This is a genomic window from Peteryoungia ipomoeae (genome assembly GCF_004912165.1).
In the GTDB taxonomy this organism is placed as follows: domain Bacteria; phylum Pseudomonadota; class Alphaproteobacteria; order Rhizobiales; family Rhizobiaceae; genus Allorhizobium; species Allorhizobium ipomoeae.
Genome location: NZ_STGV01000004.1, coordinates 432906 through 452194, shown reverse-complemented (window position 1 = coordinate 452194; position 19289 = coordinate 432906). Strand labels below are relative to the sequence as shown.

Here is a 19289-nt window from a genome sequence, read left to right as displayed (position 1 = left end):
CGCCGACACGCAGACAGATCACGAAATCGGGGGTGCACAAGCGCCCCTTTTTTCGCTAGAGCGAAGAGGGGCTTAACAAATCGATGGACCGGTCATGGTAAATTCGCTGAAACGCACGACGCTCACGCTCTCTCTGCTGCTGGCTGCCTCGATGGCACTCTCCGCCTGCGGTCGCAAGGGCGACCTCGACCTCCCGAGCACCCCCGTGGAGAAGCAGAACCTGCGGGGCAGCGAAACGCCGAAGGGCCCCGATTCTCCCTTCCTTCTCGATCCGCTTCTCTGACAGGTCAAATGCCGTGAACCACTTCGAGTATCGCGATGGCGTCCTGTACGCCGAGGGCGTGGCCATCCCCGAGATTGCAAAGGCTGTCGGAACCCCCTTCTACTGCTATTCGACGGCAACGCTCGAGCGGCACTACAAGGTGTTTGCAAAGGCCTTCGACGGCGTCGATGCGCTCGTCTGCTATGCGATGAAGGCCAATTCCAACCAGGCGGTGCTGAAAACGCTGGCCCGCCTCGGCGCGGGCGTCGATGTGGTATCCGAAGGCGAACTGCGCCGGGCGCTCGCCGCAGGCATCCCGGCGGAGCGGATCATGTTTTCCGGCGTCGGCAAGACGGTAAGCGAGATGGATCTCGCGCTTGAGGCCGGCATCTACTGCTTCAACGTGGAAAGCGAACCGGAGCTGGAAGTCCTGAACCAGCGTGCGGTGAAGGCCGGAAAGCAGGCGCATGTTTCCTTCCGCATCAATCCGGATGTCGATGCCAGGACGCATGCCAAGATCTCGACCGGCAAGAAGGAAAACAAGTTCGGCATTTCCTATGAACGTGCCCGCGCCGTCTATGCGCGCGCCGCCGAACTGCCGGGCATCACGGTTTCCGGCATCGACATGCATATCGGCAGCCAGATTACCGAGTTGCAGCCCTTCGAGGATGCCTTCCGCCTGCTGCGCGAACTCGTCGAGACGCTGCGCGCCGACGGCCACGCGATCGACCATGTCGATGTCGGCGGCGGCCTTGGCATTCCCTACAAGGACGACAACAATCCGCCGCCAGAGCCTGACGCCTATGCGCGGATCGTCAAGGACCAGCTTGCCAGCCTCAACTGCCGCATCGTCACCGAACCCGGCCGCCTGATCGTCGGCAATGCCGGCATCCTCGTGACCGAAGTCATCTATGTGAAGGACGGCGGCGACAAGACCTTCGTCATCGTCGACGGCGCGATGAACGACCTGATCCGCCCGACGCTGTACGAGGCCTATCACGAGATCCGGCCGGTGGTGATTTCGGCGGCGAACGCGCCCCGCATCAAGGCCGATGTCGTGGGTCCCGTCTGCGAAACCGGCGACTATCTGGCTCTGGACCGCGAGATGGCGATGCCGAAGCCCGGCGACCTCTTTGCCGTCGGCTCGGCCGGAGCCTATGGCGCCGTGCAGGCCGGCACCTACAACACCCGCCGGCTGGTGCCGGAGGTGCTGGTGAAGGACGGCGACTTCCATGTGATTCGCGCGCGTCCGAGCTATGACGACCTGATCGCGCTCGATTCCGTGCCCGACTGGCTGGCCTGAGCCGTTCACAATTCGGCGATGGGGCGGGAAAAATCCCCCTCGCCGGGCCTCGCCCCTCGTCTTCGCCACAAAGACTGCTATCTTCGACCCGACGGCGCCGATCCTTGCGGCCCGCGCTTTCGGAGACCTAAGGGATGACAGACAGCCGACCGCCCGGCCACAGACGAGGCGCCTTCGAGCATGACCGCGCCCTATCGCGCAAGGTCGGCCTGAAGCGCGTGCTGGCACGTGCCGTGCTGTTTGCCGAGCGCATCCTGCCGCTGTTCCTGCCCGTGGCCGGCATTGCAGCCCTGTTCGTTTCGCTGGGCTGGTTCGGCGTCTATCGCGAATTGCCGTCATACGCCCGTCTGGCCCTGGTCTTCGCTCTGGTCTTTGCCTTCGTCTGGTCGCTCATTCCCTTCCTCAGGCTGAAACTGCCGACCATCCGGGAAGCGGATCGGCTTCTGGAAGAACGCAATGGCCTGGCCCACCAGCCGGTGGCCGTGCAGGACGATCAGCTCTCCGCCGAAACACCCTTTGCCCGCGCCCTCTGGCAGGAACACCAGCGGCGCATGGCTGAACGCATCGCAGCGCTTGATGCCGGCATGCCGCAACCCGACATCGCCCGCTTCGACCGCTATGCGCTGCGCACCATTCCCGCCCTGCTTTTTGTCACGGCGCTTGCCTATTCCGGATCCAATGGCGCGGGCTCTGTGGCCGATGCCTTCCGCAGCCCGGTGGCGGAAGCCGAGCTGCCCTCGCTTCGCATCGACGCCTGGATCACGCCGCCGGGCTATACCGGCCAGCCGCCGGTCTTCCTCTCCGGCCTCGGCACGCAGGAGGCGGGTGTAACGGTACCGCAGAATTCGACGATGACCGTGAGGATCAGCGGCGGCGCCCTTGACGAGCCGGTTCTCTTCAAACCCGAGGGTGACGGCCCGGTTCAGGACGTGGCCGTGCGCGAGGAGCCGGCCAAGCCGGTGGCCATGGTCGATGGCGTGCCCACACCGCCGCCGGCACCGCTTCCGAGTGCTGCACGCACGCACGAACTCAAGCTTGCCGAGAGCGGTGAGCTGCGCGTTGCAGACCGTTCCTGGGCGATCGGCGTCATTGCCGACAAGACACCCGAGATTAGCTTTGACGGCGAACCGCGCCGTGCCGCCAATGGGGCGCTCGAGATCGCCTTTCTGGCCAAGGATGACTATGGCCTGCGCGAGGCGAGAGCCGAGATCGAGCCTCTTGACGTAAAGCCAGGGGCGACTCCGCTCTATCCGCCACCGGACTACAAGCTTGACCTGCCCCGCTACAACGCCCGCGAAACCAAGGGGGTTGCAAGCCGCAACATCACCGAACACCCGATCTCCGGCACGCGGGTCCGCATCACGCTTGTGGCAACCGATGGCGCTGGCCAGACCGGGCGCAGTGCGCCGGTGGAGATGGACCTTCCGGCCCGCAACTTCACCAACCCGCTGGCGGGCTCGGTTTCCGAGCAGCGTCAGGCTTTTTCGCTCGATACGCGGGACATGGCCTACGCGGTGGCGCTGAACGAGGCGCTGGTCATCCGGGCTGACGAGACCATTCCCGATCTTGGCAACTTCATTGCCATCGAAAGCGCCCGCGCCCGGATGAAGCTTGCCCGCGGCGAGGAGCAGCTGAAGGACACAGCCGACTATCTCTGGGAGATTGCGCTCGGCATCGAGGACGGCGATCTTTCACTTGCCGAACGCCGGCTGCGCGATGCCCAGCAGGCGCTCAACGATGCGCTGGAAAACGGCGCAACCGACGAGGAAATCCAGAAGCTGATGGCCGAACTGCGTGAGGCCATGCAGGAATTCCTCTCGGCCATGGCTGAGCGCATGCAGAACCAGGCCGGCGAGCAGCAGCAGAACACCCAGAATGTGCTGCGCCAGCAGGATTTGAACAACATGCTGGACCAGCTGGAAAACCTCGCCCGCTCCGGCAACCGCGACGAGGCCCGGCAACTGCTGTCCGAGTTGCAGCGGATGATGAACAATCTCCAGGCCGGGCGCCCGCAACAGGGCCAGCAGGGCGACAACAGCGCCGCCCGCCAGCAGATCGACAAGCTTGGCGAGATCATGCAGCAGCAGCAGAGGCTGATGGATGAGACCTTCCGTCTCGACCAGGCGCTGCAGGACCGCATGCAGCGCGGCGACCCGCTGGAGGGTGAAGAAGGCGCCGAAGGTCAGGAGCAGGAAGGCCAACAAGGACAGCAAGGGCAAGAGGGCCAGCAGAACCTCGATAACATGACCGCCGAACAGCTGCGTGAAGCACTGCGGCAGCTGCGTGAGCAGCAGGAGGGTCTTGGCAAGCAGCTGGGCGAGTTGCAGGAAGGCCTGAAGGGCCTTGGCATGCAACCCGGCGAAGGCTTCGGCCAGGCGCAACAGGAAATGCAAGGTGCCGGCGAGGCTCTTGGCGAAGGCCAGGGTGACCGCGCGGTCGAAGGTCAGGGCCGCGCGCTCGAAGCCTTGCGCCAGGGCGCCCGCGACATGATGAACCAGATGATGCAGGCGATGCAGGGCCAGCAGGGGCAACAGGGCCCCGGCCAGGCAGGCCTTGGAAACCAGAATGGCCGAGACCCGCTTGGCCGCCCAAGAGCCAACAATGGCCCCGACTTTGGCGAGCAGGTGAAGGTGCCGGACGAGATCGACGTGCAGCGTGCCCGCGAGATCCTGGAAGCCATTCGCGAGAAGCTGGGCGAAAATGCGAGCCCCGAAATGGAACGGCAATATCTGGAGCGTCTGCTGGACATTCAATAGGGCCGCAAGACGACGTCATGCGGATAGAGGCGAATAAAACCCGCTGCGGCCTGGCCCAGCGGGTTACTTCGTCTACCACATGGGGGCTGGCCTTCGGCCGCTCAGCTTGCCAGCGCCATCGCAACAGCCTTGCGGATATCGGGAAGGGCGAAGGGCTTGGACACCACGTCGACGATCTTTGCGGCGAGATCGTCGGCGCGTTCGCGCTGCTCGGCATAGCCGGTCATCAGCAGGATCTTCATGGCCGGAAAATCGGAATGGGCGCGGTGCGCGAGTTCGATGCCATCCATGACCGGCATGCGGATATCCGACAGAAGCAGGTCATAGGTGCCTTCGGCCAGCATTTCGAGGCCCTCGGCGCCATCGCAGGCCTCGCGTGTTTCATGCCCATCCAGCCGCAGCGCGCGGGCCACGAAGGAGCGCAGGGAATCTTCGTCTTCGGTGATCAGGATCCGCGCCATGGTTTATAATTTGCTCCCGCATTCCGTTGACTTCTACGGGCTCAAATCACCATGGTTTCGTTTGCGAGTGGTAAACGCCACAACCCCAGATCCGCCCCATGGTTAACATCCCGTGAGCGACAAACCGTCAGGGCGACCGCCGGCGGAACGCTTACGCGTCACCCGTGACGACGCCGACAAAGGGCAATTCGCGAAATGCATAGGCAACATCCATGCCGTAACCAACGACGAAATAGTCGGGGCATTCGAAGCCCACGTAATCCGCCTCAAACTGTTCCTTTCGCTTAACTTTTTTGTCGAGCAGGACAGCGATTGTGACATTGGCGGCACCGCGCTCATACATCAGTTCGCGCGCAAACAGCAGGGTACGGCCAGACTCCAGAATATCGTCGATCAGCAGAACATTGCGGCCCTTCACATCGCTGTCGATATCCTTGATGACCTTCACACTCTGCGACACCGTGCCTGTGCCATAGCTGGACAGGGTGATGAATTCGACTTCCGGTGCGAGCCCGACATCGTGAAGGGCACGGATGAGATCGGCGGCGAAGATGAAGGAGCCCTTGAGAATGGAGATGACCAGAAGGTCGTCGCAAGGCCCTGCCAGGATATCCCGCGCCAGCTCGTGATTGCGGGCATTGATCTGTTCGGCGGTGAACAGCGGCTCGATAGTTTTTCCGCGAACGACGGGCATGGTTTTCTCCTAACTGGACCGGTCAGCGCAACGTGTCGCCGGCTTTGACCGCTTTTGCGGCTGCATTAGCACAGTCGTACGGGTCAAACACCCGTATCGTCAAAGGAAAGCCGAAGCTCCGGCGTTTTTCCACCGGGATGCTGGAGCCGCGCAGACAATCCGCGACTTTGCCCGCCCTCAAGTTCGCCTGCGGGCGGCGCAATATAGGTGCTGGCAACGACCTGACCATCGACGAGCAGATCTGCACGAAGTTGAGGCACAGCAAGCCGTGCACGTGAACGGTTTTCCACGATCGCATTGACCAGGAGCACCCGCATGCCGTTGCGATCCTGCGGGGTGAGATTCACATGGACGAGATCGAGCGGTCGGGCCGCGATCTCCGGGTGCTCACTCATGCGCATGACGTGAAGGACGACGGCCAGAAAAACAACCACGAAACTTGCCGCGACAAGATTGGCGAAATGCCGGTCCGGCAGCCTCTGCAGCCTTGCCTCAACAAGAGCGGCCGCCTTCGACAGCCAGAGCAAAGCCCGAGGAAGGAAAGGGCCATCGAGCCTGGGGGTCGGCACCTCGGCGGTTGGCTCGACAGGGGCCGTCGCCTTGCCTATCACGATAAAATCGGCGTCGACCACATCGCGTGCCATAGGATTTGCGGCCCGCCCTCGTGGCCTTCGACGTGCGTGATCCGGCGGCAGGAGGTCGGCCATTTGGCCCCCGGGCTGCTTATGCCGGCTGAATGCGCTCATCGTCGGAGCCTCTCGCGCGATCGAATTTCACCGTGGTGAAACTCGATGGTTGAAACGAATCCTTACCAGTCGTAAATTCAAATGGTTAATGCTTCGGAAAGAGACGCTCTCCGTCGACAACAGGTCGCGGTGTTAACCGGGCATTGAGAGACAAAGACTTAATCGCTTACGATCAGCACCGTTACACTGGGCCAGCCATTGATCCACTTCGAAAATGTCGGCCTGCGCTATGGAATGGGGCCGGAAATCCTCCGCGACCTCACCTTCGACATTCCAGGGCGATCCTTCCAGTTTCTCACCGGCCCTTCGGGGGCGGGAAAGACGACGCTTCTCAAACTCCTGTTCATGTCGCTCCAGCCGACACGTGGATTGATCAGGAGTTTCGAGCGCGACATCACGCGTATTCCGCGGAGCGAGCTGCCGATGCTCCGCCGGCGCGTCGGCATCGTCTTCCAGGATTTTCGCCTGCTGGACCATCTGACGACCTACGAGAACGTGGCACTGCCGCTCAGGGTTCGCGGCAAGGAAGAAGGCACCTACAAGCAGGATGTGATCGAGCTCTTGAAATGGGTCGGGCTTGGCGAGCGCATCAATGTGTTGCCGCCTGTCCTGTCTGGCGGTGAGAAGCAGCGTGTTGCGATTGCGCGTGCCCTGATCGACAGGCCGGAAATCCTGCTGGCCGACGAACCGACGGGCAATGTCGACCCGCCCATGGCGCGCCGGCTCTTAAGCCTCTTCCTTGAGCTCAACCGGCTGGGTACGGCCGTGGTGATCGCCACGCATGACCTGGCCCTGATGGACCAGGTGGACGCGCGCCGGATGATTTTGACCGATGGGCGGCTCGACATCTATGAGTGAGCGCAAGCGCCCCGAGCAACAGCCGGCACGCCGGGTTGAAATGACGGTCCGCCCGACGGGGCCGATCCTTCCCCCCTCCAACATTCAGGGCAATGCGCTGATGGTGGTGATCGCCATTATGGCGTTTCTGGCCTGCCTGACGCTCGGTGCCGTCTCGATGGTGCGGGCGACAGCCGCCGGCTGGCAAAGCCAGATCGCCCGCGAGATCACCATCCAGATCAAGCCGGAAGACGGGCTCGACATGGACGCGGCGCTCAACCGGGCCAAGGATGTGGCGCTGACCTTTGTCGGCACCCGCGACGGCCAGATCATGGACGATGCGGCAACTGCGCGCCTGCTTGAACCCTGGCTCGGCACCGGGCTTGACCTTTCGGAACTGCCGGTGCCGCGGCTTGTCGTGATCACCATCGATGAGAGCAATCCGCCCGATTTCGAAGCCATGCGCACGATGCTGGCGGAAGAAGTGCCGCAAGCCTTCCTCGACGATCACCGGACCTGGGTCGACCGGCTGGTGCAGATGGCGCGAACCACTGTCTTCATCGGCTCAGGCGTGCTGATCCTCGTCTTTGTCGCGATGGTGCTGACCGTCATCTTTGCCACCCGCGGTGCGCTTTCGGGAAACCGGCACATCATCGAGGTGCTGCATTTCGTTGGGGCAGAAGCCGGTTTCGTCGCCCAGGAGTTCCAGCGGCATTTCTTCAAGATCAGCCTGAAGGGTGCCTTCGCCGGCGGCATGCTGGCTGCCATCCTATTTGCGATTGCAAGCTTCTGGCAGAGCCGGTCACTGGCCACCCCGCAAAGCGATCAGGCCACCGCGCTGTTCGGCACCTTCACCATCGGCTGGGGCGGGTATCTCGGCATTTTTGCAACCATGGTATTTATTGCGCTGCTGACAACGGCCACGGCGCGCCTGACTGTGATGCGCACAATTGACGAGATCGATCTGATCCGTTCCGATCCGAGCCGGACCGATGGGCTTCTGGACGACTGACTGGGTGCAAGTGTTGACCTGCCATAAAGCCGCCTGTTCCCCATGGGAAATCCGGGCTATTCACGGATAATGGACATGCAACGGCTGAGCCAAGACGAACACAAGCGAGAGGGAGCGCAGAACGAGGGACGCTGGAGCCCCTTCGTGCGCTCCGGCGTCGTGCGGCGCATCCTCCGCTATGGCGGCATCCTTGTGCTGATGATTCTGGCCAGCCTCATTGCGGGTTTCCTGGTATTTGCCGATCACGTCACCAATCTGCGCCCGCCTGAAACCGTCAAGGCAGATGCGATCGTTGTGCTGACCGGTGGCTATCAGCGGATCGAACAGGCGATCGACCTTCTGCGTGACGGCGCCGGCGAGCGGCTGCTGATCTCGGGCGTCAACCCGCAGACCACGGCCGGCCAGATCCGCCGCACCACCGGCACGTCATCCGACCTCTTCGCCTGCTGCATCGACATGGGTTATGCGGCGATCGACACCATCGGCAACGCCAACGAGACGGCGCTGTGGATTCGCGACAAGGGCTATCGCTCGGTTCTCGTGGTGACGAGCAACTATCACCTGTCGCGCAGCCTGATGGAATTGCGGCATAGCGACAGCAGCACGCAATTCATCGGCTACCCCGTGGTGAATGCCGATCTGAAAACCCGCGACTGGTACAGCGAACCGGCCGCCATGCGCACCATGCTGTCAGAATACGGCAAGACGGTCGCCACCTATCTGCGCCTCGCCATCGGCTGGGACCGCGGCCAGGGCTTGCGCCCCGAACAGGATATGCCTGCAACGCCGCCACGCTCCTGAGGATGCAGCTTTTGTTGGCCGGGCTTTTGCTCTAAGGACGGAGCGTCCGATCACAAAGGCCTGGCTGATGACGACCTTGCGTTCCATTCTTTTCAATACCGCCTTCTACACCAACATGATCCTCAGGATGATCATCCTGTCCCCGATCTACTTCCTGCTTCCCCGCAAGACGGCCTTCTTCGTTCCGAAGGGTTGGGCAAGCTCCTCGTCCTGGCTCTTTGCAAAAATCGTCGGCACGACATTTACGGTCGAAGGCCTCGAGAACATTCCCAAGGGCGGATACATTCTGGCGCCGAAGCATCAGTCCTTCTGGGACACGTTTGCCCTCCTCCCCTACCTCGACGACCCCGTCTACATTCTCAAGCGCGAACTGATGTGGATCCCGATCTTCGGCTGGTATGTGGCCAAGCAGCGCATGATCCCGGTCGATCGCGGCGCACGCGGCAAGGTGATGGCCAAGGTGATCGAACGGACGAAGGTGGAAATGGCCAATGGACGCCAGCTGATCATCTACCCGGAAGGTACGCGCCGGCCGCCGGGCGCAGCGCCCGAATACAAGTATGGCATTGCACGGCTCTACCGCGATCTCGATGTGCCGGTCGTTCCCGTCGCGATGCACCCCGGCCTTTTCTGGCCACGGCGCAAATCGCAGCGCTATCCCGGCCATTTCAAGGTGCGCATCCTGCCGCCGATCGAGCCGGGCCTCGACGCTGACGTCTTCTTCGAGCGGCTGATGCGCGAGCTGGAGGGCGCAAGCGACGCCCTGCTGATTGAAACCGTGCGGGACAACCCGCATGTGCCGCTGCCGCCCAGCGCCATCAGACGGCTGGAGGAACTGGGCGCGCGTTGATCCGTTAGGCTAAGGGCGAGCGCAACGACAAAATCCGTTGCGGCTATGCCTCAAGTGCCGTGACGACACGTTCCAGCCAGTGATCGCGAATGCCGAGTTCCTGAAGATGCGCGAGCGTATTGACGACATAGACAGGATTGGGGCCCGCCCGGCCAACAGCGGAGCGGACGACAGAGGCGGCTTCCTCGACGGTAACCGACCCGGCATACTGGCTGTGCGACCGATCGATCACATAGGTCAGCGCCTGCACGTCGCGCTGATCGGCGAGCCGCGCGCGGACAGTCCGTTCGAGATAGACGCTGGTAACGAGTTCGCGTTCGCGCAGGTAATCGACCGTCGTTTGCCAGTTGTCTGGATGAACGCGAAAGGCAACGCCCTTGCAGGAGCCGCCGCGATCAAGCCCGAGCACGAGACCAGGGCGCTCTTGCGTACCCCGATGCACGTAAGAGCGCACACAGAGCGAGCGCCGATATCCACCAACGCGTGCGGGAATGCTTTCCTCATAGGGAAAGCCGGGGTTCCACATCAGCGATCCGTAGCCAAAGACCCAAAATTTGTCCATATCGCCAGCCAGTTCAGTTCATCAGTCCATTTTTAGCAAGGGTTTCCCCGATGGCAGTGTCTTCACCGACAACAGAAAGCAGAACCACCCGAAAAGTGGTCTGGCTCGCCGTTCTGATTGTCCTGTTCATCGCTGTCTACAGTGTCGGCTGGTATTTTGCAGCCGAATATCTGCGCAAGCAGATCGTGACCTTCTTTCACGGCGGCAACCCGTCCGGAATCGAAGCGGTTTGCGAAGATGCGCAGATCGCCGGATACCCGTTTCGCTTTCAGCTGAATTGCACACGACTTTCGCTCGATGACAACGAACGCGGCATTGCGGCGAATTTTGGCGCGGTGCGCGCAGCCGCCCAGATCTACAATCCGGGCCACATCGTCTGGGAGCTCGATGGGCCGGCGGAAATGCGCTCGGCCCTTGGGGTGAACGCGACCACCAACTGGCAGAACTTGCAATCGAGCCTGCGCATCGGCTTTTCCGGCCTTTCCCGCAGCTCTCTGATGATCGAAAACGTGGAAACGACGATCAACACCATTGGCGTGCAACAGGACGTCAAACTTGTGGCAGAAGGCTTCGAACAGCACGTCCGCCAGCAGTCGGCGGATCTCGACTACGCGACCCTTCTGCGCAACATGACAATCAGCATCAACGGACAACCTCTGACCCTGCCGCCGATCTCCGCCAGCATCGACACGACCTTTGCCGAAAAGGGCGGCCTTCTTAACCCGCGCATTGCGAGCCAGCAGAAGCTGCACGGCACGCGTGGAGAGGTGCGCCGCATGGTGGTGGACCTTGGTCAAGGCCGGGTCGCGACGGTGAACGGACCCTTTTCCATTGGCGAGACCGGACTGATTTCCGGCAACATGTCGATCGAGATCGAGCAGGTGGACGGCTGGCGCGACGTCGTTTCGGCAGCCTATCCGCCGGCCAAGGAAACGGCGGAGAATGTTGCCAAGGTGATGAAGGCACTGTCGCTTGGTCGAGACAAGGGCAGCGCAGACATCAACATCCGCGATGGCAAGGTCATGCTCGGCTTCATTCCGCTCGGTGAAATCCCGCCGCTCTGAGCGGACGGGACAATCTCACTTGTCGAGAACGTGACGTCCGAAGTCCGGCGCGTCGACATCCTGACCGGCCTGGATGATCGAACGGCGCACGTCGCGCGTGCGGCTGAAAAGCTCGAACAGCTTGTCCCCCTCGCCCCAGCGGATGGCGCGCTGCAAATAGGCGAGATCCTCGGAAAACCGCGCCAGCATTTCGAGGATCGCATCCTTGTTGTGCAGGCAGACATCCCGCCACATCGTGGGGTCAGAGGCTGCAAGGCGGGTGAAATCGCGGAAGCCGGAGGCAGAATATTTGATCACTTCCGACTCTGTCACCGTCTCCAGATCATCAGCGGTGCCGACGATGTTGTAGGCAATGATATGCGGCAGGTGCGAGACGATGGCGAGCACCTTGTCATGGTGCACGGGGTCCATTTCATCGACACGCGACCCGAGCGCTTCCCAGAAGGCTTTAAGCTTTGACAGAGCTGCGGGATCGGTGTTTTCCAGCGGCGTGAAGATGCACCAACGGCCCTTGAAGAGGCCGGGGAAACCGGCGTCAGGACCGGATTTTTCCGTGCCTGCCAGCGGATGGCCGGGAATGAAATGCACGTAGTCCGGCATATGCGGTGCCATCTGCGCGATGACGGAGGCCTTGGTGGAGCCGACATCGGTAACGATGACGCCAGGTTTCAGATGCTCGGCGATTTCGCGTGCGACCGCTTCCGAGGCGCCAACCGGCACGGAGACGATGACGAGATCGGCATCCCTGACCGCTTCCGCAGCCGCAGTAACGTAAGAGGTTCCAAGCGCGAGCTCCTCCGCACGCTTCAGCGTGTCTGCGCTGCGGCTGGAGATCACCACCTGGCGCGCCAGCCCCAATGCCTTGATATCGCGGGCGATCGAGGAACCGATCAGACCGATACCAATGAGGGCGATACGGTCAAACATCACATCAGGCATCAGCGGACTTCCATGAATTCGGTGAGGGCGGCGATCACGCCGAGATTGGCCTCGTCGCTGCCGATCGTCATGCGCAGCGCGTTGGGAAAACCATAGCCTTTCACGGCGCGCAGGATGAAGCCGCGCGCGGTGAGAAATGCATCGGCATCGACGGCACGCTTGCCGTCCTGATCGGGGAAATGGATCAGCACGAAATTGGCAACCGACGGCGTGACCTCAAGGCCAATCGCCGTGAGCGCCTCAGTGACGCGCGACAGCCAGTGCAGATTGTGATCGACCGAGCGGGCGGTATGCACCTCGTCGCGCATCGCGGCGGCACCGGCGGCAATGGCCGGCGCATTGAGATTGAACGGCCCGCGCACGCGGTCGAGCGCGTCGATGATCTCAGGTGGCGCATAGATCCAGCCGATGCGCAGTGCTGCAAGGCCAAAGACCTTGGAGAAGGTGCGCGTCATGACGACATTTCGATTGGCCGAGACGAGTTCAATACCCGCCTCGTAATCGTTGCGGCGGACGTATTCGGCATAGGCTGCGTCGAGCACCAGGATGACATGCGGCGGCAAGGCGGATTGCAGGCGCTTGATATCGGCATAAGGCACATAAGTGCCCGTCGGATTGCCCGGATTGGCGATGAAGACGATCTTCGTTTTCTCCGTAACGGCAGCAAGGATCGCATCGACGTCAACCCGGCAATCCTTTTCGGCGACCGTGACAGGCGTCGCACCCGATGCAAGGATCTGAATGCGATAGACGAGAAAGCCATGCTCGGTGATAACAGCCTCATCGCCGGGGCCGAGATAGACATGGGCGAGAAGGCCGAGAAGCTCGTCAGAACCATTGCCGCAGAGAATATGGCCCGGATTGAGACCATGTACCTCGGCGATTGCCTGCTTCAGAGCCTTGGCCTGACCGTCGGGATAAAGCTCCAGCCTGTCGGCAGATGCGCGAAAGGCCTCGATGGCCTTCGGACTGGGACCGAGCGGTGTTTCGTTCGACGACAGCTTGAACACCCGCGCAACACCTTCCGCATGCTCCTTGCCGGGAACATATGCGGCGATATCCAGAACCCCGGCGCGGGGCATCGGCTTGGTTGGGGCGTTCATGCGGTCTGCTCTCACGTCATTTGAAGGATTGCGGTCGAAAACCGCATGCCTGTCGATAATGCGGAACAGGAAATTTGTCGAGGCGGCGCAACGCGCTGGACGGACGGTGCGGCACCAGGCCGCCCGACTGAAGGCCTAAGGCCGGTCACGCGTGGTCGGCACGCCCTGTGGTGCCAGCACCGGCGCAAAGACACGCCGTGAAGACCGGGCGGCAACCGGCAGCCCCTGATAGAGCCGCTTTTGCGCTTCCACGACGATGACGCCGGAAAAGGCCGGCCAGAGCATGCGACCCAGCCGCTCGAAACCGCGGCGCAGCCGCAGGATTGTCCGGATCTTCGAGGGTGGGAAGAACAGCGCTTCCGCAGAGGCACCGGGGGTGAAATTCGTTTCGCGCAGCAGCGCCGTCAGCTGACCGCGCGAATAGGGGCGACCAGAGCCGAAGGGCGTGTGCTCCATGCGCGCCCACACACCGCGGCGATTGGGCACGACGATCACCAGCCGCCCGCCAGGCGCCAGCACCCGCCATATCTCTTTCAGGCTTTCACGCGGGTTTTCGGCAAATTCCAGGGAATGAACCATGAGCACCCGGTCGACAGCACTGTCCGGCAGCGGCAGTTCTTCCTCAAACACCAGGGCTGTTGCGGAGGGCTCACCGACCGGCCAGTTCACCGCCCCCTGCCCGGCCGGCATAAAGGCCATGGTGCGCTCGGTATCTGCACGGAAGCGGTCGAGAAAGGGGATGCAGTAGCCGATCCCGACGAGCCGTTCCTGCGGCAACCGCGCCCAGACGGAAGACAAGGCCATGCTGATCGACTGTTCCGCAAAACGGCCAAGCTTCGTGTAATAGAATTGCCGTAGATCAACGATATCGACATGCATGACCTTATTGTTAGCAGCCCCGCATTGGAGTTCAAGGCGGGAACCGCTACATTCCCTGCAACGAGGCGGGACAATGAAAACGGAAAATCCATGAAATCTTTAGAGATCGAAACTTTCCTGTGCAGGAGCGACAATTTTGGCATGCTCGTGCACTGCCCGGAGACCAACCGCACGGCATCGATCGATGCGCCGGACTACGAGGCGATCGTCAAGGCGGCGGAGCGGCGGGGCTGGACGCTGACGCATGTTTTTACCACGCATCATCACGGCGACCACGTTGAGGCCAATCTGGCCCTGAAGGAAGCCTTCGGCTGCGAGATCGTTGGTCCGATCAATGAGGCTCTGGCCATTCCCGGCATCGACCGCACGGTTGGCGATGGCGACGAATTCGAGTTCTGCCGGCATCCGGTCCGGGTCATCGAAACCCCAGGCCACACGGCAGGCCATATCTGTTACTACTTCCCCGAGGATGGCATCCTGTTTGCCGCTGACACGCTGTTTGCGCTTGGTTGCGGACGGCTTTTCGAACGCTCGGCGCTCGACATGTGGCATTCGCTGCAGAAGCTGGCGGCCCTGCCGGACGAAACGATTGTCTATTTCGGCCACGAATACACACTCTCGAATGCACGCTTTGCACTGACCATCGACCCGGACAACGCCCGGCTGAAAGGGCGGGCTGAGGAAATCGAGCATTTGCGCAGCCGAGGCGATTTCACCATTCCCACGACCATCGGCCTTGAGAAGGAAACCAACCCCTTCCTGCGCGCTGCAGACCCGGATATCCGCCGGGTGCTTGGCATGGAAAATGCCAGCAATGACGAGGTTTTTGCCGAAATCCGCCGCCGCAAGGACAGTTTCTGATGCAGGCGAGCGACATCATCACCACGCTCGGGATGCAGCCACATCCCGAAGGCGGCTGGTACACCGAGACCTGGCGCGACCGGGGTGGCGGAAGGCGCGGTCATGCAACGGCGATCTATTTTCTTCTGGAAGCTGGAGAGCGCTCGCATTGGCACAAGGTGAAGGACGCAGGCGAGGTCTGGCACTACTATGCCGGCGCGCCGCTTGCCCTGCATATCAGCGAGAACGGCATCACCAAGAGGACGATCCGGCTGGGGCCGGATATCGTCAATGGCGAACGACCGCAGGCCATTGTTGAAGCCAATGTGTGGCAGGCTGCCGAAAGCCTGGGAGACTTCACCCTTGTTGGCTGCACCGTGGCGCCGGGCTTCGAATTCGCCGCCTTCGAGCTTGCACCACCCGGCTGGTCTCCTGGAACATAGGGCCCCGGCCTGACCCTTATGCCTCGACGAGACCCAGCGTCAGCATGAGCTGCGCGAAGAAATAGGTGGCCCAGACGGCATGGGCCGCAACCCTGTCATGGCGATGCCCCGGACCGGTCCAGAAGCGTCTGACGACCAGAATGAGATCGGAAACGACGAAGAGGCCGGCACCGGCCAGCACCAGCGCATCTTCCCGGGTGGCCAGCACCAACATCGTCAGGATCACCAGCGTGTAAGCCAGCATCGGGCCAATCAGCCAGCCGGCTGATATGCGAATGCGCGCGATGACGACCACAGTCGCAGCAAGGGCAACGAGGACCACGGCAAGCGCCCAGCCCTCCCAAGGCTGCTGCCCGCCATCCAGCACGAGCAGCGCGATGTAGGTGAGATGACAGAGCAGGAAGGCAGCCACGCCGCGCAGGAACGCCCGCTCACCTTCAAAGGCCAGAAAGCCATCCCCGAAGGCGGCAAAGACAAGGGCGAGCACCAGCAGCGGATGACTGCCCTGCACCAGCGCGTAGAGTGACAAGAGCAGGATCGGCAGAACCTTCCACAGGGCGCGCCATGCGGTCTTGGATCGTGGCAGGATCAGATGATAACCCAGCCCCAGCGCAACCGAGAGCAGGAGTATCCCGGTTGCGAGCATGGCCATGTCATTCCCTGGTCAGGTCGAAGCGTTTTTCCTGCCGAAAAGCATATCGCGGGCTGCCAGGACTGCGCCACCGGTGATGAGCACGCAGGACAGACCAATCATGGTTGTAAACTCGCCAAATCCAAAAATGATCAGGTTGAGCGTCGACAACAACGGCGCCGCATAGCTTGCTGCACCGAGGATCTGGATGTCGCCGTTCTTCACGCCATAATCCCAGGCATAAAAGGCAAGGCCGACCGGAAGGAGACCGAGGCCGACAACGGCAGCCCACTGCCCCGATGTTTCGGGCCACACGGTCGCTTCAAGCCCGAGATGGCACACAAGCGACAGAATGGCCGTGGCAAGGCAGAAGCCGGTAACGACATCGGTGGACACGGCGTCGAAATGACGGCTGATCAGCGAATACCCTGCCCAGGTAAAGGCGCAGAGAAACGCAGCGAGATAACCGATCGTATAGGCGGGATCGAACGCCACCCCCTTTGCGCCAACGATCAGCGCCGTGCCGCCAAGCCCGGCAAGCGCTCCGGCCAAATGGTACCAGCGCAAGCGCTCGCCCGGCAGAAGCGCCGACCCGACGACGATGAACAGCGGCCAGAGATAGGCGATCAGCCCGGCCTCCACGGCAGGTGCGTTACGCAAGGCCGTGAAATAGAGAAAGTGGTAGCCGAACAGGCCGGCAATGCCGGTGATCCAGACCTTGGGCGGCTGGCGCAACGCCTTGAGGCGCTCGGGCCGGACGATGAAGAGAGCAATGCCGGGGAGACTGCCGATGGCAAAGGCGATGGCCGACAGCTGGAACGGCGGCATGGTGCCGGACGCCGCCGTCATGAGCGCAAGAACGGACCACATGAGAATGGCGGAAAAGCCGATCAGCGTTGCCCTGGTTTTCATTTACCCCCCGTCGCGGGGTTGGCCTCCCGCCAAGATCAACCGTCGAAACGCTCCGCCGAAACATGCACCGTGCCATAGCGCGTCGGGATTTTTGCGTAGACAGGCGCATATAGCTTCAGCGATTCCGTCTTGGCAAACCAGATCTCCATGTCGGTAACGGATTTCAGATATTCGATATCCTTGCGTCCCTTGCGATAGCCTGACCTTGGCTCGTAGCGCACGGAGCAGACAATCGCCTCACCCTTGCGCTTGCCCGCCTTGAAGGCTTCGACGCCCTTTGGCTGGAGCACGAGATCCATCCGGCTCTCGCCATCGAAGACCGGCAGGCGCTGCGCGCAAACATCCGTACCATCCGGAATGAGGAAGGCACCGATCGGGTCCATGACCGCCTTGAGGTCCGCTTCGGTCAGCGCCACCCAATTGCCGGATCGCGGTTTCGGCTTCGGCTCAACCTTGACCTCGACCACATCGCCTCCGGAAAAGCGGATATCGAAGACTTCCTTCTTCTTGCCGCTGCGATAATCAAGCGTATAGCGATCCGGCAGCAGACGACCGGAGGAAAGTTGTCCCGACACCTCGCTTTGAGCCGACACCTCGCGCACCACTTCGACCAGACCCGAGGACTTGAAATTACCCTGGATCCGATAGCGATCACCATCGACATTGGTGTTGAACGAGAGACGCGCGATGGGCAGGACGCCAAGCGCGACGCTGTATTCGCTTTCATAGCGGACATCGGCCGCTGTTGACGGCCCGGCAAGCGGCAGAACAAGAGCAAGGGCGACAGCGAACCGGATGTCTGGTCTCGAAATCATGGGATAGGCATCCTTTCAGCGACGCTGCACAGCAAGAGCGGCAGCCGGAATGGTTGAACTTGCATTCATGACTGAGACTGTGGCAATTAAATTACCGTTGATCATCGCGATTGGCGGAAAATCCAAGCTTTGGCTTGACGCGCCGGTTCTGTCTGACTATAGAACCGCAACTTTCCAATCAGCCGCTGTTGGATTGCGTGACCGGCATTCGCCCGGCAGCAGTGCGATGGCCTAGAAAAACAATAGGTGTACCATGTCCCGCAGTTGCGAATTGACCGGCAAGGGCGTCCAGTCGGGCAACAATGTGAGCCACGCGAACAACAAGACCAAGCGTCGGTTCCTCCCGAACCTCTGCGACGTCACGCTCATCTCGGACGCGCTGAACCAGCGTTTCCGCCTGCGCGTTTCGGCTGCAGCCCTGCGCTCGGTCGAGCATCGTGGTGGTCTCGACGCCTTCCTTCTCAAGGCTTCTGAAAACGAGCTGAGCATGCGCGCACGCCTGCTGCGTCGTCAGATCGCCAAGAAGACCGCAGAAGCCGCTTAATTCAAGCCGGCATCAGCGCAGACCGTTTGAGGCTTGACCGGACAACCGGTCAGGCCCTTTCGTTTGTGGGGACAGCAAAAGGCCGACCCTTCTGCCCAGGCAGATCATCGTTCCTCTAACTGGTGGCATCACCCAGGATAAAAAAATGCCCATGACACGTCACTTCCTTATCTACAGCCTGCTGATGACGGCCATCGTGGTCGCCTCGAACTTTCTCGTGCAGCATCCGCTGCACATGATGCTGGGCGGCATCAACCTCGCCGATCTCCTGACATATGGCGCCTTCAGCTATCCCATCGCCTTCCTGATCACCGATCTCACCAACCGGCAGTTCGGCCCGAAGATCGCACGTCGCGTTGTCTTCGTCGGCTTCGTCGCCGGCGTGCTTTTGTCCATCCTGCTTGCCTCGCCGCGCATTGCTGCTGCCTCCGGCACGGCCTTCCTGGTCGGCCAGCTCCTGGATATCTCGGTGTTCAACAGGCTGCGCCGGGAAAGCTGGTGGAAGGCACCGCTGATGGGCTCGCTGATCGGCTCGGCCCTCGACACGGTGATCTTCTTCTCCATGTCCTTTGCGCCGCTCTTCGGCTTCCTCGGCGCCAATGACGATTTCGCCATCGGCTCGGCACCGCTGTTCGGCGTGCTTGCCATGGAAGCGCCGCGCTGGATCTCCTGGGCGGCGGCGGATTTCAGCGTCAAGATGCTGATCGGTATTGTCATGCTGGTGCCCTACGGCGCGCTGATGACGGTTGTCCGCCCCATGCCGCAGGCTCCGCAGAGCCTCTGACAAGCGACCAATGCGCAAGCGAAAGGGCAGCGTGGGACACCGCGTTGCCCT

At 61.6% G+C, this 19289-nt stretch carries 22 protein-coding genes; 12 read left to right on the top strand and 10 right to left on the bottom strand.

The window, feature by feature from the left end; genetic code table 11:
• Positions 1-94: 94 nt before the first annotated feature.
• The 3 genes from lptM (at position 95) to FAA97_RS14480 (ending at position 4321) form a co-directional block, all read left to right on the top strand.
• Positions 95-283, top strand: coding sequence for an LPS translocon maturation chaperone LptM (lptM, locus tag FAA97_RS14490; RefSeq protein WP_136599248.1), 189 nt, complete (start codon positions 95-97; stop codon positions 281-283).
• Positions 284-296: 13 nt separating this feature from the next.
• A complete protein-coding gene (gene lysA / locus FAA97_RS14485; protein ID WP_136599247.1) occupies positions 297-1565 on the top strand; it encodes a diaminopimelate decarboxylase in 1269 nt (422 codons plus the stop codon).
• Between the two features lie 134 nt (positions 1566-1699).
• Positions 1700-4321, top strand: coding sequence for a TIGR02302 family protein (locus FAA97_RS14480; RefSeq protein ID WP_136599246.1), 2622 nt, complete (start codon positions 1700-1702; stop codon positions 4319-4321).
• Positions 4322-4422: 101 nt separating this feature from the next.
• Here the strand turns inward: FAA97_RS14480 and FAA97_RS14475 are convergent, their stop codons facing one another.
• From FAA97_RS14475 to FAA97_RS14465, 3 genes are all read right to left on the bottom strand, one after another.
• Positions 4423-4782, bottom strand: a complete 360-nt coding sequence (locus FAA97_RS14475) for a response regulator (RefSeq protein WP_136599245.1) — start codon at positions 4780-4782, stop codon at positions 4423-4425.
• Positions 4783-4933: 151 nt separating this feature from the next.
• On the bottom strand, positions 4934-5476 hold the full coding sequence (gene hpt / locus FAA97_RS14470) for a hypoxanthine phosphoribosyltransferase (protein WP_136599244.1): 543 nt from the start codon (positions 5474-5476) through the stop codon (positions 4934-4936).
• Between the two features lie 83 nt (positions 5477-5559).
• The gene (locus FAA97_RS14465) at positions 5560-6120 is read right to left on the bottom strand and encodes a hypothetical protein (protein WP_246041476.1); all 561 of its coding nucleotides are present in this window, start codon (positions 6118-6120) and stop codon (positions 5560-5562) included.
• Between the two features lie 300 nt (positions 6121-6420).
• On the opposite strand from FAA97_RS14465, the gene ftsE reads away from it, so the two are divergent.
• The 4 genes from ftsE to FAA97_RS14445 all read left to right on the top strand — a co-directional run bounded on the left by ftsE (position 6421) and on the right by FAA97_RS14445 (position 9722).
• Entirely contained in the window at positions 6421-7080 is a 660-nt protein-coding gene (ftsE, locus tag FAA97_RS14460) for a cell division ATP-binding protein FtsE (protein ID WP_168801007.1), read from the top strand.
• The gene (locus FAA97_RS14455; RefSeq protein ID WP_136599242.1) at positions 7073-8071 is read left to right on the top strand and encodes a cell division protein FtsX; all 999 of its coding nucleotides are present in this window, start codon (positions 7073-7075) and stop codon (positions 8069-8071) included. Before ftsE ends, FAA97_RS14455 begins: the two co-directional genes overlap by 8 nt.
• Before the next feature lie 75 nt (positions 8072-8146).
• Positions 8147-8872 carry a YdcF family protein gene (locus FAA97_RS14450; protein ID WP_136599241.1) on the top strand — a complete coding sequence of 242 codons (726 nt, stop codon included), beginning with the start codon at positions 8147-8149 and terminating at the stop codon, positions 8870-8872.
• Positions 8873-8939: 67 nt separating this feature from the next.
• Positions 8940-9722, top strand: coding sequence for a lysophospholipid acyltransferase family protein (locus FAA97_RS14445; protein ID WP_136599240.1), 783 nt, complete (start codon positions 8940-8942; stop codon positions 9720-9722).
• A 43-nt stretch (positions 9723-9765) separates the two neighbouring features.
• Here FAA97_RS14445 and FAA97_RS14440 read toward each other — a convergent pair whose 3' ends face one another.
• A complete protein-coding gene (locus FAA97_RS14440) occupies positions 9766-10284 on the bottom strand; it encodes a gamma-glutamylcyclotransferase (protein WP_136599239.1) in 519 nt (172 codons plus the stop codon).
• A 50-nt stretch (positions 10285-10334) separates the two neighbouring features.
• Here FAA97_RS14440 and FAA97_RS14435 point away from each other — a divergent pair, with 50 nt between their 5' ends.
• Positions 10335-11348: a DUF2125 domain-containing protein gene (locus tag FAA97_RS14435; RefSeq protein ID WP_136599238.1), complete on the top strand. Its 1014-nt coding sequence runs from the start codon at positions 10335-10337 to the stop codon at positions 11346-11348.
• Positions 11349-11363: 15 nt separating this feature from the next.
• On the opposite strand, the gene FAA97_RS14430 is transcribed toward FAA97_RS14435, so the two are convergent.
• From FAA97_RS14430 to FAA97_RS14420, 3 genes are all read right to left on the bottom strand, one after another.
• Positions 11364-12287, bottom strand: coding sequence for a prephenate/arogenate dehydrogenase family protein (locus FAA97_RS14430; RefSeq protein WP_136599237.1), 924 nt, complete (start codon positions 12285-12287; stop codon positions 11364-11366).
• On the bottom strand, positions 12287-13390 hold the full coding sequence (hisC, locus tag FAA97_RS14425) for a histidinol-phosphate transaminase (protein WP_136599236.1): 1104 nt from the start codon (positions 13388-13390) through the stop codon (positions 12287-12289). Before hisC ends, FAA97_RS14430 begins: the two co-directional genes overlap by 1 nt.
• Before the next feature lie 135 nt (positions 13391-13525).
• Positions 13526-14269 (bottom strand): class I SAM-dependent methyltransferase, encoded by a 744-nt coding sequence (locus FAA97_RS14420; protein ID WP_136599235.1) that lies wholly within the window; start codon positions 14267-14269, stop codon positions 13526-13528.
• 90 nt (positions 14270-14359) lie between these two features.
• On the opposite strand from FAA97_RS14420, the gene gloB reads away from it, so the two are divergent.
• Both gloB and FAA97_RS14410 read left to right on the top strand, forming a co-directional pair.
• The gene (gene gloB, locus FAA97_RS14415) at positions 14360-15130 is read left to right on the top strand and encodes a hydroxyacylglutathione hydrolase (RefSeq protein WP_136599234.1); all 771 of its coding nucleotides are present in this window, start codon (positions 14360-14362) and stop codon (positions 15128-15130) included.
• Positions 15130-15552 (top strand): cupin domain-containing protein, encoded by a 423-nt coding sequence (locus tag FAA97_RS14410; RefSeq protein ID WP_136599233.1) that lies wholly within the window; start codon positions 15130-15132, stop codon positions 15550-15552. Before gloB ends, FAA97_RS14410 begins: the two co-directional genes overlap by 1 nt.
• 16 nt (positions 15553-15568) lie before the next feature.
• On the opposite strand, the gene FAA97_RS14405 is transcribed toward FAA97_RS14410, so the two are convergent.
• The 3 genes from FAA97_RS14405 to FAA97_RS14395 are packed head-to-tail and all read right to left on the bottom strand — an operon-like array spanning position 15569 to position 17910.
• Entirely contained in the window at positions 15569-16204 is a 636-nt protein-coding gene (locus tag FAA97_RS14405) for a lysoplasmalogenase family protein (RefSeq protein WP_136599232.1), read from the bottom strand.
• A gap of 12 nt (positions 16205-16216) precedes the next feature.
• Positions 16217-17095 (bottom strand): aromatic amino acid exporter YddG, encoded by an 879-nt coding sequence (yddG, locus tag FAA97_RS14400; protein ID WP_136599231.1) that lies wholly within the window; start codon positions 17093-17095, stop codon positions 16217-16219.
• Between the two features lie 35 nt (positions 17096-17130).
• The gene (locus FAA97_RS14395; RefSeq protein ID WP_168801006.1) at positions 17131-17910 is read right to left on the bottom strand and encodes a DUF3108 domain-containing protein; all 780 of its coding nucleotides are present in this window, start codon (positions 17908-17910) and stop codon (positions 17131-17133) included.
• 253 nt (positions 17911-18163) lie between these two features.
• On the opposite strand from FAA97_RS14395, the gene rpmB reads away from it, so the two are divergent.
• Positions 18164-18454 carry a 50S ribosomal protein L28 gene (gene rpmB / locus FAA97_RS14390; RefSeq protein ID WP_113379261.1) on the top strand — a complete coding sequence of 97 codons (291 nt, stop codon included), beginning with the start codon at positions 18164-18166 and terminating at the stop codon, positions 18452-18454.
• A 145-nt stretch (positions 18455-18599) separates the two neighbouring features.
• A complete protein-coding gene (locus FAA97_RS14385) occupies positions 18600-19238 on the top strand; it encodes a VUT family protein (RefSeq protein ID WP_136599230.1) in 639 nt (212 codons plus the stop codon).
• Positions 19239-19289: the final 51 nt, after the last annotated feature.